The 14,091-nt window shown below is 64.9% G+C and carries 10 protein-coding genes; 6 read left to right on the forward strand and 4 right to left on the reverse strand.

The window, feature by feature from the left end; genetic code table 11:
- Window positions 1-3 precede the first annotated feature (3 nt).
- A complete protein-coding gene (locus U1707_RS00870; RefSeq protein ID WP_332798278.1) occupies window positions 4-1,515 on the forward strand; it encodes a tryptophan halogenase family protein in 1,512 nt (503 codons plus the stop codon).
- Between the two features lie 37 nt (window positions 1,516-1,552).
- Window positions 1,553-2,593 (forward strand): SMP-30/gluconolactonase/LRE family protein, encoded by a 1,041-nt coding sequence (locus tag U1707_RS00875; RefSeq protein ID WP_332798279.1) that lies wholly within the window; start codon window positions 1,553-1,555, stop codon window positions 2,591-2,593.
- A 2-nt stretch (window positions 2,594-2,595) separates the two neighbouring features.
- Here U1707_RS00875 and U1707_RS00880 read toward each other — a convergent pair whose 3' ends face one another.
- Both U1707_RS00880 and U1707_RS00885 read right to left on the reverse strand, forming a co-directional pair.
- The gene (locus tag U1707_RS00880) at window positions 2,596-3,102 is read right to left on the reverse strand and encodes a cupin domain-containing protein (protein ID WP_332798280.1); all 507 of its coding nucleotides are present in this window, start codon (window positions 3,100-3,102) and stop codon (window positions 2,596-2,598) included.
- Entirely contained in the window at window positions 3,099-4,217 is a 1,119-nt protein-coding gene (locus U1707_RS00885) for a Gfo/Idh/MocA family protein (RefSeq protein WP_332798281.1), read from the reverse strand. Before U1707_RS00885 ends, U1707_RS00880 begins: the two co-directional genes overlap by 4 nt.
- 356 nt (window positions 4,218-4,573) lie before the next feature.
- Between U1707_RS00885 and U1707_RS00890 the strand changes: the two genes are divergently transcribed.
- On the forward strand, window positions 4,574-5,500 hold the full coding sequence (locus U1707_RS00890; protein ID WP_332798282.1) for a crotonase/enoyl-CoA hydratase family protein: 927 nt from the start codon (window positions 4,574-4,576) through the stop codon (window positions 5,498-5,500).
- 38 nt (window positions 5,501-5,538) lie between these two features.
- On the opposite strand, the gene U1707_RS00895 is transcribed toward U1707_RS00890, so the two are convergent.
- Window positions 5,539-7,512: a putative bifunctional diguanylate cyclase/phosphodiesterase gene (locus U1707_RS00895; protein WP_332798283.1), complete on the reverse strand. Its 1,974-nt coding sequence runs from the start codon at window positions 7,510-7,512 to the stop codon at window positions 5,539-5,541.
- Between the two features lie 262 nt (window positions 7,513-7,774).
- Here U1707_RS00895 and U1707_RS00900 point away from each other — a divergent pair, with 262 nt between their 5' ends.
- Complete coding sequence (locus U1707_RS00900; RefSeq protein ID WP_332799011.1) at window positions 7,775-8,971, forward strand: multidrug effflux MFS transporter; 1,197 nt, start codon at window positions 7,775-7,777, stop codon at window positions 8,969-8,971.
- Window positions 8,972-9,004: 33 nt separating this feature from the next.
- Here the strand turns inward: U1707_RS00900 and U1707_RS00905 are convergent, their stop codons facing one another.
- Window positions 9,005-10,330 (reverse strand): metal-dependent hydrolase family protein, encoded by a 1,326-nt coding sequence (locus tag U1707_RS00905; protein WP_332798284.1) that lies wholly within the window; start codon window positions 10,328-10,330, stop codon window positions 9,005-9,007.
- Between the two features lie 201 nt (window positions 10,331-10,531).
- Here U1707_RS00905 and U1707_RS00910 point away from each other — a divergent pair, with 201 nt between their 5' ends.
- Both U1707_RS00910 and U1707_RS00915 read left to right on the forward strand, forming a co-directional pair.
- A complete protein-coding gene (locus tag U1707_RS00910; RefSeq protein WP_332798285.1) occupies window positions 10,532-12,043 on the forward strand; it encodes an ATPase domain-containing protein in 1,512 nt (503 codons plus the stop codon).
- A gap of 1 nt (window position 12,044) precedes the next feature.
- Window positions 12,045-14,024: an ATP-binding protein gene (locus U1707_RS00915; protein ID WP_332798286.1), complete on the forward strand. Its 1,980-nt coding sequence runs from the start codon at window positions 12,045-12,047 to the stop codon at window positions 14,022-14,024.
- The last annotated feature ends 67 nt before the right edge of the window (window positions 14,025-14,091 follow it).

Here is a 14,091-nt window from a genome sequence, read left to right on the forward strand (position 1 = left end):
AGCATGATCGACGGGCAAAAATCGCGTCGCGTGGTGATCGCAGGCGGCGGAACGACCGGCTGGCTCGCCGCGGCCGCGTTGTCGCAACAACTCGGCGCCTTGCTCGACATCATTCTGGTCGAGTCCGAGGAGATCGGTACGATCGGAGTCGGCGAATCCACCATCCCGACCGTACGCGCCTTCCACCGCCTGATCGGCCTCGACGAGCAAAGGTTCATGGCCGAAACCGGGGCCACCTTCAAACTCGGCATCGCGTTCGAGAATTGGGCGCGGATCGGCGATCGCTACATTCACGCGTTCGGCGAAACCGGGCAGTCCACCTGGATGGGGGCGTTCCACAACTTCTGGCTACAGGCACGCGAGGCTGGGTTCGGGGGCGATTTCGGCGACTATTGCCTCGAGCTTCAGGCCGCGGACGCAGGCCGGTTCGCGATCGGCGGCACCGCACCGGAGCTCAGCTACGCCTATCATCTCGACGCCGGACTGTACGCGCGGCACCTCCGCGCAGTCGCCGAGGGAGCAGGGACGCGACGTATCGAGGGGGTCATCGAACGGGTCGAACAGGATGCAAGCGGTGACATCGCGGCGCTGATCCTGCGATCGGGGAAGCGGATCGAGGGCGATCTCTTCATCGACTGCACCGGCTTCCGTGCGCTGCTGATCGGCCAGACCCTGGGCTCGCCGTTCGAGAACTGGCGCCACTGGCTGCCCACGGATAGCGCGGTGGTGACGCAGACGCGCGCGACCGGACCGGCGATGCCCTACACCCGGGCGATCGCTCACGGTGCGGGGTGGCGCTGGCGGATCCCGCTCCAGCACCGCGTTGGCAACGGCCTGGTCTATGACAGCCGCCACCTCTCCGCCGACGAAGCAAAGGCGCGGTTGATCGCCGAGGTCGAGGGCGAAATGCTGTTCGAGCCTCGCCTGATCCGCTTCGAACCGGGGTGCAGGCGCGAGGCGTGGCGCGGCAATTGCGTTGCGCTGGGGCTTGCCGGTGGCTTCGTCGAGCCGTTGGAATCGACCGCGATCCATCTCTCGATGATCGCGATCACGCGGCTGTTGCAGATGTTTCCCTTCGACGGCAATCATGCGGCAGCGGCGCGACGGTTCAACGCGCAGGGCACGGCCGATATCGAGCGGATTCGCGACTTCATCGTGCTGCATTATGTGCTGACGGAACGTGACGATACCGCATTCTGGCGTGCATTTCGGACGATGGCGATACCGGAGTCGCTGCAGGAGCGCATCGAGCTGTTCCGCGAAAACGGCATCGCCTATCAGGACAAGGACGAGCTTTTCCGTGTTGATTCCTGGGCGCAGGTCATGGTCGGCCAGCGCCTGCTGCCGAATGCGCATCACCGCATGGCAAAGATCATGGGTGAGACGCGGTTGCGGCAGACGCTCGACGCGATGAGGGCGGACGTTGCGGGCAAGGTCGCGGCGCTTCCTGCGCACGAGGATTTCCTGCAGCTTTACTGTCCTGCGGCCGTCGCTGCCGTCATGAGACCGTCATAGGGTTGGAGGACCTTCGTTGAATTCGAGGCATGACGGCGTGGCCGATGCGACCCTGACGCCGGACCGGCGTACGATGATATTCGGCGCGCTCGCACTCGCCACCTTGCCGGGGCGGGTGGACGCGGCGACCGCTATCCATATCCAACGTCTGTCGCCCGCGTTCGACCGAATGGTCGCACCCGACGCCCGAGTATCGGTCGTCGCGACCGGGATACGCTGGGCGGAGGGACCGCTCTGGGTCGATGCGGGCGCGTATCTGCTGTTCTCCGACCCGCCAGCGAATGTCGTGCGCCGATGGCAGAAGGGCGGCATCGCCCGACCGTTTCTGACGCCGTCCGGCGCGGCGCGGACCGATCCGAAACGGGTCCGCGAACCCGGCGCCAACGGGTTGGCGCTCGATCGCCAGGGCAGGTTGCTGATCGCGAACAGCGGCGGACGGTCGATCGACCGGTTCGACCTCGTCACCCGACGCCGCGAGGTGCTGGTCGATCGCCATGACGGCAAACGGTTCAACAGCCCGAACGACCTGCATGTCGCGCGCGACGGCACGATCTATTTCACCGACCCGCCCTATGGGCTGACGGACGGCGATGCGTCGTCGCTGAAGGAAACGCCAGTGAACGGCGTCTATCGCTGGACGCCGAGTGGGGCGGTCGATCTCATCGACGGCACGCTGACCCGTCCGAACGGCATCGCCCTGTCGCCCGACGAGACGCGGCTCTATGTCTCAGTTTCGGATGAAACCGCGCCCCGAATCATGGTCTACGACCTGGACAAGACGGGGCGGCCGCAGCGCTCACGCGTGTTCCTCGATGCCAAACCGATGCTCGCCAAGGACGCACCGGGGCTGCCCGACGGCATGAAACTCGCCAACGACGGTACGCTGATCTGTTCGGTGCCGGGCGGCATGATGTTCCTTTCATCCGACGCGCAGCCCCTCGGACTCGTATCGACCGGCGGGCCGATCGCCAACTGCGCCTTCGGGGAGCGCGGTCGTGCGCTGTACCTGACCGCGAACGACCGCGTGCTCCGCCTGCCATTGCGCGCAGGCTGGCAGGATCGCGGCCGGCCAGCCTGAGATCAGCGTCCCCGTGGCAGCTTCATACCGAGCAGCACCAGTCGCCCTCCGGTGATCCCGAACCAGTGCGGCACGCCGGCCGGAATGAGCAATATGTCCCCGGGTCCCAGCGTCCGCGTCTTTCCGCCGACGATCCGCGCACCTTCGGTGAGATCGGGTTTGACCGCCTGCGGTTCGGCAAGCGTACCGCCTGAGATCAGCGTGCCTGCGCCCGCAATGACGATCGCATATTCAGCCTGATCGGGGTGCACCGCGGGGCGGCCCGGCTTCTTCCAATATTCCAGCGCGGCGACGGTAGTCCCATCGCGGACCAATGGCTGGTAAGCAAAGCCCTGTCCGGGTTTCATCGCGGCGGCCATCGCCGCGACCTGCGCCTTTACCTCGGCATCCGAGGCGAAGCCGGTCGGATCGACTGCAGTCGCCGGTGCGGAAGGCGTCGCCGCTACTGCGGGGGCTGCACCGATCAGGCCCGCCAATATCCCCGCCGCCAGCGTCAGCGCGCGCTTCATGCGCGATCCTTCCGCGCGCCATCCAGGCGGATCGTTCGTCCTTCCCGCGCGGAGCGATAGATCGCCTCCACGATCCGCATGTCGCGCAGGCCTTCCTCCCCCGACACGATCGGTTCGCGACCTGTCCGAATGCTCTGCACGAGATGATCGAGCTGCCCTGCGAACTGCGTCTTGCCGGGGCCGGGCGGGGCCATGACCTCGCGCTCGCGGCCATCCTTGCCGAGCCACATATGATTGCCGTCATACCGCGTCGCGGGCTCGAGCTCGATGCGGCCCGTGTCGCCCATCAACAGGATATGGTTCTGGTTGGCACTGTACATCGACTGACAGCTGGCGATCACCCCCGAGGGGAATTCAAGCGTCCAGTCGATGATGTCCTCGACCTCGGTAAAGCGTGGATCGCGACGATCGGTCGACTCGCGCGCCGTCACCGCGATCGGTTCCTCGCCAGTCATGTAGCGCGCTGCCTGAAGACTGTAGATGCCCATGTCCATCAACGACCCGCCACCCGACAGAGCGCGCTTCAACCGCCATTTCGACGGGTCGCGCTGCACGAAACCATGTTCGGAGCGTACATAGCGGATCTTGCCGGCCGTCCCCGCGCGCGCCAGCCGGATCGCTTCGAGGTTCGTCGGCTCGAAATGGCAGCGATAGCCGATCATCAGCTTGCGGTTCGCGGTCTTGCACGCGGCGATCATCGCCTCGCACTCGACGACGGATATCGCCATCGGCTTTTCGCACATCACGTGCTTGCCGGCCTTCGCCGCGCGGATGGTATATTCGGCGTGCATCGAATTGGGCAGGCACACATACACGATGTCGACGTCCGGATTGTCGCGGATCGTGTCGAAGGTCGCGTACGAATAGACCGATCGTGCCGGCAGTCCGTGCTCCGCGGCGACCCGTTTCGCCTTGGCGGGATCGCCACTGACCACCGCGGCCAGGCGGCTGTGCGTGCAGTTCGCGAACTGTGGGATGATGACGTCGAGGCCGTAAGAGCCCAGTCCGACGATCGCATAGCCCAGCGGTCGATCGCGCGTCCCCGCGCCGAACGCGCGGGAGGTGAGCGTCAGCGCCGCCGCCGAGATCATCAGGTCGCGTCGTGCAATGTCCATGTCGAATATCCCCGTCCTGCACACAGGTCTGACGGTGAAAACGACGGCGCGCAAGCCCGCGGGTTGGTTGTATGACCGGTTCTGCCAAGTGTGGTGGTCGAAACGCTTTTTGCTGCCGTAGCGCGATCGGACTGAATTGCGGCCGAGATCCCAGCGCGACGCCGGCGTCCGACTCTTACAATCAAAACAAGCACCTATGTCATGCAGCCAGCATCTGCGACGATTGTCTTGCGTATTGCAATTGAATAGCGGCAAGACTTACCACCCCGGCCGGTGCATTACACACCCGCATTTGACGCGAACTCCGCCTAATCTTTCCCGGCAGCAAACCGCTGTGCGTAAAGAAGGAAGTCGAGATGACTGTCGAATACCCATACGTCATGTCCGCCAGCCGGGGCCAGGCTCAACATCGCGGGCCGATGGCACTACCGGCGTCGCTCCTGACCCGACAACCGTTCGCATTCGCGGATCTGGAGGTCACGTTCGATCCCGAACTCGATACGTTGTGGACGTACATGCGGCAAAAGGTCCGCCCCAGTTTTAATCCCGGGCTGCTTGCCGAGTTCGGCCAATGGCAAAACGATATCGCCGAGGCGTGCGCATCGGAGATGATGCCGATCCGCTATGTCGTCCTAGGCTCGCGCTTTCCCGGCGTATTTTCGCTGGGCGGCGATCTCGATCTCTTTGCCGAGCATATTCGTCATGGCGATCGTCAGGCGCTGGTCCGCTACGGCCGCGCCTGCGTTCGAATCCTGCATCGCAACATGCTTAGCCTCGATCACCCGATCATCACGATCGGCCTGGTCGAGGGCGATGCGCTGGGTGGCGGCTTCGAGGCGTTGCTGTCGTTCAACGTCGTCATCGCCGAGAGGGGCACGAACTTCGGCCTGCCGGAAACCAATTTCGGGCTCTTTCCCGGAATGGGCGCGCATTGTTTCCTGTCGCGACGCCTGGGTGCCGCGCGGGCCGAGCAGATGATCCTGAGCGGGAGGACCTACAGCGCCGAGGAGCTTTATGATCTGGGCATCGTCCACGCGCTGGCGGATCCGGGCAAAGGGCGCGCCGAGGTTGAGCAGTATATTCGTCAGAACCGTCGGCGCCACAGTGGGCATTGCGCGATCTACGAGGCGTCGCGCTCGGTCAATCCGCTGCCGCTTGCCGAACTGGAGGCGGTCGTCGATCTATGGGCGGATGCCGCGCTACGTCTGAGCGAGTTCGATCTGAAACTGATGCGGCGTCTGGTCGGGGCGCAAACCCGCTTGCTGACCAAGGCGACCAACTAGGGGCTCAGGCCGACTAGGATCTCAGGCCAGCTAGTATCTCAGGAGCGCATCTGCGTTTTCTGGACGTTGCCGGCGAGCATGGTCGCGACCACGCTTGCCGGCATCGGCCGCGCGAGCAGAAATCCCTGCACCGCATCGCATCGGGTACGGCGTAGCTGGGTCAACTGCGCCTGTGTCTCGACGCCCTCGGCAACCGTCCGCATCCCCAGTTTCGCGGCGAGGTCGATCACCGTCTGCACGATCGCGACCGATGCCGGGCTCTGTTCCAGATCGGTGATGAACGAGCGGTCGATCTTGAGCGTCTGGAACGGAAATTTCGTGAGATAGCTCAGCGAGGAATAGCCGGTGCCGAAATCGTCGAGCGTCGTGCGGACGCGAAGCCGGTTGATCCCCTCCAGCGCGGCGAGCGACGCATCGATGTCCTCAAGCAGCACGGACTCGGTCACTTCGAGTTCGAGCCGTTCCGCCGCGAAGCCGCTTGAGGCCAGCGCATTCACGATCACCGTCGTGAGATTGGCCGACCGCAACTGGATCGGTGACAGGTTGACCGCGATCGTCACCGCCTCCGGCCATGCGCTGGCGATCCGACACGCCTCGCGGATCACCCATCCGCCGATCGACACGATCAGGCCCGTGTCCTCGGCGATGGGAATGAACTCAGCAGGAGAGATCGCGCCGTGACGCCGGTTGGTCCACCGCAACAGCGTTTCGCAGGACAGCACGTGCTCGCCCGCTAGGTCGAAGATCGGCTGGAACACGAGATGAAACTCGCCCCGTCCCAGCGCGCCCTGCATTTCGGCGGCCAAGTCCCGGTTGCGCGAGATCTTCTCGTCCATCAGCGGCTCGTAGAAGCACATCTGCCCGCGGCCGCTGTCCTTGGCCCGGTACAGCGCCAGGTCGGCGTTCTTGAGCAGGGTGTCGGCATCGACACCGTCCGCGGGTGCGATCGCGATGCCGATCGACGCCTTCACCTGTAGCAAGCGGCCGTCGTGCAGCACCGGCTTCTCGACGAGCGTCAGGATGGTCTGGCCGATCGATGTCGCCGCCGCCGACGACGTCACGGTGCACACGACGGCAAATTCGTCGCCGCCCAATCGCGCGACCACGCCGTCACGGCCGAACGCGCGATCGAGCCGCCGTGCGATATCGGCGAGAAGCGCATTGCCCGCGAGATGACCGAAGGAGTCGTTGATCTCCTTGAAGCGATCGAGATCGAGCCAGTGGATCGCCAGCCAATGATCCGTATTCGACAGGTCCTGCAACCGCGCCTCGAACTGCTCGCGAAACGCGGTGCGATTGGCGACGCCGGTCAGGTCGTCGCGGCGCGCGACGGCCGCGTGATGCTCGGCAAGCGCCGCCTTCTCGCGTGATGCGACCGTCGCCTTCAGGATCACGCCATAGGTCTGCAGGGTGATATCCATCATCGCGACGACGAACAGCAGGATGACGACGGCGAGCGCGATCTTGAGCGGTTCGAACGATATGAGCAGCCCGATCGCCAACGGTACCGAGGCGAAGCTGAGCTGCGACAGGGCGATCCACGGCCGCCCGGCGTTGCGGCCGGCGATCCCCGCCGCATAGCCGATCGTCGTCGTCACCGCGAGCAGCTGCAGGACGCCGTCATTGGTGTTGACGAGGGTCAGCAGTCCGAACGTACCCAGCAAGGACGAATACCCGATCGCGCCGGAGCGGTAGAGCCGTTCCTGCTGGCGCGCCCAAAGTCCCGGCGCCGATCGCCGGGGCTGAAAACCCGAAGCGCTCTTCGCCTTCAAACGCAGCGCATCGGCGATCCGTGTGCCTGCGACCAGCGTGATCGCTATCGCGCACCCGATCATCCACATGTTGCCGCTGACCACCGCGACGATCATCGTGATCGCACTGCTCGTCACCGCACCGATCACGAGCGATTGCGGCGAGGCGTAGAGCGACTCGACCAGCGTTTCCTGCACGTAGGCGGCGATCGTCTGATCGGAGTGGCGCAACTGCCTCAGGCGGGTAATCAAACCGATCATGCCGGTCTACATGGGTGAAGAAGGTGTAAAAGAAACAAACAAACATGGATCGGTCGGACGAAAACGAAATTTTATTTGCATTACGGCCGGTGCGCAGAAAAGGGCGTCGGTTCGTCCTTCAGGAGTGCCGTCACACCCCACGCGCCGCAGCGTATAGTCTTGCAGACCCAGCGGCATAGCCCGCAGCGGTCGATCTTCCGTGGCATTCCCGACGCGATCCGCCTAGGCGCAGGAAATGAACGTCAAGATCTCTGACCCGTCGATGCAACCACGCGAGTTCGTTGCCTTTATCGCCGCGCTGATGGCCGTCAATGCGCTCGGCGTCGATCTGATGCTGCCTGCATTGGCCGATATCGGGCATCAGCTGAACATCGCGACGGCCAACCATCGGCAGTGGATCATTACCGCATACATGCTGGGGTTCGGTACCGGGCAGCTCGTCTACGGTCCCCTGGCGGATCGTTACGGGCGCCGGCCGATCCTGCTCGTCACGCTCGCCGGGTTCGTCCTGGCGAGCATCTTCGCCGCCGGATCGCAGACTTTCGCGGCGCTCCTCGGCGCCCGCGTGCTGCAGGGGTTGATGTCGGCGTCGACCCGCGTGCTTGCGGTCGCCATCGTGCGCGATCGCTATGCCGGTCGACAGATGGCGCGGACCCTGTCGGTGGCGCAGATGATCTTCTTCCTCGTGCCGATCATGGCGCCGAGCCTCGGCCAGATGCTGCTTGCGTTCGGCCCCTGGCGCTTCATCTTCTACGCGCTCGCCGGTTTCGCCGCGTTGGTCCTGGTCTGGTCCTTCACGCGACTGCATGAATCACTGCCGGTCGCGAACCGGACGCCGCTGTCGATAGCCGCGCTTCGCAGGGGCTATACGCTGACGCTGACGAACCGGTTTTCGCTGGGCTATGCGATCGCGGCATCGATGACGTTCGGCGGGATCATCGCCTTCGTATCGTCCGCGCAGCAGATCTTCGTCGATCAGTTTCATGCCGGCGAGCGCTTCACGATCCTGTTCGCGGTCTGCGCGTTCTCGATGGGCTGCGCATCGTTCGCCAACAGCCGGCTGGTCGAGCGACTTGGCACGAGGCTGATCTCGCAAAGCGCCGTCCTGGGACTGATCGCGCTGTCCGTGTGCCACATCGGACTGATTGCATCGGGCATGGAGACGCTGGCAAGTTACATGGTGTTCCAGGCCTTGAGCATGACCTGCATCGGTCTGTGCGGGTCGAACTTCGGGTCGATGGCGATGGAGCCGGTCGGGTCCATCGCCGGCACCGCGTCGTCGATCCAGGGGTTCATCACCAGCGTCGGGGCGGTGATCGTCGGGTCGCTCATCGGTCAGTCGTATAACGGCACGACCTACCCGCTCGCGATCGGGTATCTCGCGATCGGTGTCGCGGTACTGGCGGTCGTGTACGTCGTCGAGGGCGGCAAGCTGTTCCACGCGCATCATAGTGCCTGAGGGACCAGCCTGACGCCGCCATTTCGAGATCGATCAGAGGCTCTTTGCCGCGCCCTTCACGATCTGGCCGCGGTGCATGACGAAATCGACGTGCTCCAGGCGTGCGACGTCCTGTAGCGGAGAGCCGGTCACCGCGATGATGTCCGCGGTCTTGCCGGGTGCCAGCATTCCGATGTCGTCGCGCCCCAGCAGGTCTGCTGCGCCGACCGTCGCGGCGACGATCGCCTGCGCGGGGGTAAGACCGTTGCGGACGAGCAGCGCGAACTCGGTGGCGTTGTCGCCGTGCTTCGAGACGCCGGTGTCGGTGCCGAACGCGACCTTCACGCCGGCCGCATAGGCCCGCCGGTGGTTTGCCGCCATCGCCGCCGCGGCGGCCTCGGCCTTGACGATCGTCGCGGGCGGCAGGGCGCCGCCCCGGGCCTGCGCCAGCGCGGCGACCGGGGCGATCTCGGTCGGGACGAGATAGGCCCCCTTGGTCTTGAACAGCCGGATCGTCTCCTCGTCGAGGAACGTGCCATGCTCGATCGAGTCGACGCCGGCGTCTAGCGCCGCCTTCGTCCCCTCGGTCGCATGGCTATGCGCCGCGAGCTTGCGGCCTAGCGTATGCGCCGTCTCTATGATCGCGCGCATTTCCTCGGGCGTCATCGCCCGACCGAGCCCGCCGCTGACGTTGGACAGCACGCCGCCCGTCGCGGCGAACTTGATGACCCGCGCGCCCAGCGCGACCTGCGCGCGAACCGCCCGGCGGCAATCGTCGGGGCCGTCGCACAGGTTGATTTCCTTCGCATGCACCGCTTCGGCAAAATCTTCGGCCAGCCCGTTGCTGCCGTCGCCGTGCCCGCCCGTTACCGAGATCATCTCGCCGGCATTGGTGATCGTCGGGCCTTCGACGGTACCGGCATCGATCGCATCGCGCAGTGCGCGGATACCGCGAGGGTCGCCGCCGAGATCGCGTACCGACGTGAACCCGGCGTTCAGCGTCGTCCGGGCGTTGGCGACGGCGGTCATCTCGTCGTCGAACCGGTCGCGGGTCATCGCCTCGAGCCGCGCGCGCATCGGGTCTCCGCCGATTCCCCAGAGGTGGACGTGCATGTCGACCAGGCCCGGCAGGACGAACGCGTTGCGCAGATCGATCAGCATCGCGCCGTGCTCGGGTGCCACGAAGCCGTCGCGCAATTCGGCGACCTTGCCGTCACGGACGATGACGGTGGTGTTGCCGCGCGGCGCCTGGCCGGGCCGGTCGAGCAGGGCGCCCGCCTGAATGTAGGTCGTCTTGGACGATGGGCTCAACGGCGGTGTTTGTGCCAGTGCCGACACGGAAACCGTGGCTGTGAGCGCGATCAGACATGCTTTGAACATCGAATTTCCCCTGAGCGGATCATGCTCGTCCAAGCACTGGGCTTCGGCAAGTCCTCGTTTCGACTTTATCGCCCGCCCGATACGCACCGCTCTTGGCCAATTCGTAGTTCCCACAGGATTGCCAACCGCCGGGGGGCGTCTATGGTCCGTTAGCCCTAACGCGCTAGCATCGTTGGGAGATACTCGATTTAGGATGCCATATTGCCAACCGATCCGCAGACCACCGCGATCGTATCGACCGGTATCGCCGGGCTCGACGACATTCTCGGCGGCGGGCTGACGCCGCAGCGCATGTATCTCGTCCAGGGTACGCCGGGGACGGGCAAGACGACCTTGGGACTGGACTTCCTGCTCACCGGGGTCGCGGCTGGCGAGGCCGGGCTTTACATCACGCTGGCCGAAACCGAAGTCGAGCTTCGCGCCGTCGCCGCGACGCATGGTTGGTCGCTGGATCAGCTCGACCTGTTCGAGATGGTCCCCGCCGACGGCTTGGGAGAGGATCAGGAGCAGACACTGCTTCATCCGAGCGAGGTCGAACTCGGCGAGACCATCCGCGATATCATGACGAAGGTGGACGCGCTGAAGCCCGCCCGCGTCGTCATCGACAGCCTGTCCGAACTGCGGCTGCTGGCGCAGAGCCCGGTGCGTTATCGCCGGCAGATCCTTGCATTGAAGCATCTGTTCTCGACGCGGGAGGTCACCGTCCTTATCCTCGACGACAAGGGCGCGTCGGGCAGCGATCTTCAACTTCACAGCATCGCGCACGGCGTCATCTCGCTCGAACAGACGCTATCCGGATTCGGTTCGCAACGTCGTCGCCTTCATGTCGTGAAGATGCGGGGCGTCCGCTATCGTGGCGGCTATCATGATTTCGAGATCGAGCGCGGCGGGCTTCGCGTCTACCCGCGGCTCGTCGCTGCCGAACATGGCCGGACCTACAATGACGACGCGGTATCGACCGGATCGGAGGCGCTGGATGCGTTGCTCGGCGGCGGTCTCGTCCCCGGCACGGCAACCTTGCTCACCGGGCCCGCGGGGGTCGGTAAAACCACGACGGTCGTCCAGTGCATGGTCGCGGCTCTCCAGCGCGGCGAGCGCGCAGCGTATTTCCTGTTCGACGAGCGTCTGCCGACGTTGGTCAAGCGCAGTGCCGCGCTCGACCTCGATATCCAGCCGTTCATGGACTCCGGCCAGTTGAACATCCGGGCAATCGACCCCGCCGAGATGTCGCCGGGCGAATTTGCGGATTCGGTGCGGGCGGCGGTCGAGGAGGACGGTGCGCGTGTCGTCGTGATCGACAGCCTGAACGCGTATCTGCAATCGATGCCGAACGAGCAGTTCCTGATCCTGCAGATGCACGAGATGCTGACATATCTGGGGCAGGAGGGCGTGGTCAGCCTGTTGATCCTTGGTCTGCACGGCATGATGGGTGACGTTCGGCAGGACGTGGACCTCAGCTATCTGTCGGATTCCGTCGTCCAGCTCCGCTATTTCGAAGCGCAAGGCGAGGTCCGTCAGGCGATCTCGGTCATCAAAACACGGACGGCACGGCACGAACGCACGATCCGGGAGTTTCAGATTGGTGGCAAGGGTTTGCAGGTCGGCGAGCCGTTGCGCGAGTTCCAGGGCGTCCTGACAGGCGTCCCGACCTTTTCGGGTGAAGGCAAGACACTGATGGCTAGCAAAATGGGTTCCTTGGAAGAGCACGGCTGAGGTGGAGGATCGGGTTCTGATTCTCGCGCCGCGGGGACGAGACGCCACGATCGCTGCCGAGTTGCTTGGCCGCCACGGGATCTCGTCGCAGGTCTGTGCGGACAGGACGCAATTGCTGGATCACATCCAAGCTGGCGCGGGTGTCGTCATCGTGACGGAGGAGGCTCTGGCGGGTCAGGACCAGTCGGGGCTGACGGAATGGGTCGCGTCGCAGCCGAAATGGTCGGACTTGCCGTTCGTGGTTCTCGCGAACGGTGCACCCGCGCCCAGGACCAGCGCTGCGAGTGATCGCCTCACGGATCTCGGTAACGTCGTCCTGCTGCAACGGCCGTTACATGCGGAGGCGATGCTTGGCGCGATCCGGTCTTCGCTGAAGGCGCGCCGGAGACAGTATGAAGTGCGGGATGCCGCCATGACGCTGGAGCGCGCCGTGGTCGATCGCACGGCCGAACTGGAAGCCGCCCGGGAAAGCCTGACGATCGCGCTAGAGGCTGCCGGCATGGGCAGTTGGGACATTGATTTTGCCACCGGTAACGCGCGGCGGACTGCGCGGCATGACGAGATTTTCGGGTACGCAACGCCGTGCGCGATATGGAACGTCGATATTTTTCTCGGCCACGTCGATCCCGCGCAGCGATCACGCATTGCCGCCGAGTTCGATGCCGCACTCGGATCCGGCTCGTTGGATATCGAATGCGCGATCACCACTGTCGACGGGGCCAGGAAATGGATCGCCGCCAAGGGCCGCGTTACATATGCCCCGGACGGCAAACCGCTGCGGATGACCGGCGTCGTATCCGACGTGACCGAAAAGAAGGAAGCCGACGCGCAACTCGCCCAGGCGCACAAGATGGACGCGATCGGGCAACTGACCGGCGGCGTCGCGCATGATTTCAACAATCTGCTGACGCCGATCGTCGGCAGTCTCGATCTCCTGCGCCGACGGCACAAGGATGACGAGAAAACGCAACGCATGGTCGCCGGCGCGCTGCAAGCCGCCGAACGCGCCGCGACGCTGACCCAGAGGCTCCTCGCGTTCGCACGTAAGCAGGCGCTTCAACCCAAGGCGGTCGACATCGGCGCGCTGATCGACGGGATCGTCGACCTCGTCCGCCGCTCGCTCGGTCCGACGATCACCGTGGTTCTCGAAGTGCCCCGCCATCTTTCCTCGGCACGGGTCGATCCGAACCAACTCGAACTGGCACTGCTGAACCTCGCGATCAACGCGCGCGATGCCATGCCGGGCGGCGGTCGGCTGATCCTGGCCGTTGCGGAGATCGTCGTCGACGACCGCAACGTCCTCGGTCTCAACGCCGGCCGCTATGTCAGGCTGACCGCGCAGGATACGGGCACCGGGATGGATCGCGCCACGCTGGCCCGCGCCACCGAACCCTTTTTCTCGACCAAGGGCGTCGGCAAGGGGACGGGGCTGGGCTTGTCGATGGTCCACGGTCTCGCCGCACAGTCCGGCGGCATCCTGCATCTTCGGAGCGAGCCCGGCGTCGGGACCGCCGTCGAGCTATGGCTGCCGGCGACCGACGAGGTCGCGAGCGATGCCACCGATCATGCCGAGGAGCCCGCACCCGCGCGGCGCGCGGCGAAGATCGTTCTCGTCGATGACGAGGAACTGGTACGCTCTGCGACCGCGGAAATGCTGCGCGACCTGGGCTATGTCGTGACCGAATTCGGCTCGGCCAGTCAGGCGCTGTCCGCGATCCGGTCGGGCATCGATGTCGACATGCTCGTCAGCGACTATCTCATGCCCGGCATGACCGGCGGTCAGCTGATCACCGAGATGCGCGCCAATGGCATTCGGCTGCCGACGCTCCTGGTCACCGGCTATGCGGCGGCCGGTGACGACGTGCCGTCCGACGTCGTCCGACTGGGAAAGCCCTTCCGTCAGGTGGACCTGGCCGATCGGGTGAGCCATCTGTTGCGGATCCAACCGACCGGCGTCCGCCGGCTTCGTGTCGTCGAGTAAAGCTGGCCATCGGTTTCTCGCACCCGACCAGACGGTACCAGAACCGTCCGATCTAATCGGGCACCGA

Origin of the sequence: Sphingomonas sandaracina, from assembly GCF_036663695.1 — a bacterium.
Lineage (GTDB): Bacteria > Pseudomonadota > Alphaproteobacteria > Sphingomonadales > Sphingomonadaceae > Sphingomonas.

Coding starts and splice junctions, on each gene's coding strand:
- U1707_RS00880 (WP_332798280.1), bottom strand. CDS start 3,102: ATGAAGCGCGCGCTGACGCTGGCGGCGGGGATATTGGCGGGCCTGATC.
- U1707_RS00885 (WP_332798281.1), bottom strand. CDS start 4,217: ATGGACATTGCACGACGCGACCTGATGATCTCGGCGGCGGCGCTGACG.
- U1707_RS00870 (WP_332798278.1), top strand. CDS start 4: ATGATCGACGGGCAAAAATCGCGTCGCGTGGTGATCGCAGGCGGCGGA.
- U1707_RS00895 (WP_332798283.1), bottom strand. CDS start 7,512: ATGATCGGTTTGATTACCCGCCTGAGGCAGTTGCGCCACTCCGATCAG.
- U1707_RS00890 (WP_332798282.1), top strand. CDS start 4,574: ATGACTGTCGAATACCCATACGTCATGTCCGCCAGCCGGGGCCAGGCT.
- U1707_RS00900 (WP_332799011.1), top strand. CDS start 7,775: ATGCAACCACGCGAGTTCGTTGCCTTTATCGCCGCGCTGATGGCCGTC.
- U1707_RS00905 (WP_332798284.1), bottom strand. CDS start 10,330: ATGTTCAAAGCATGTCTGATCGCGCTCACAGCCACGGTTTCCGTGTCG.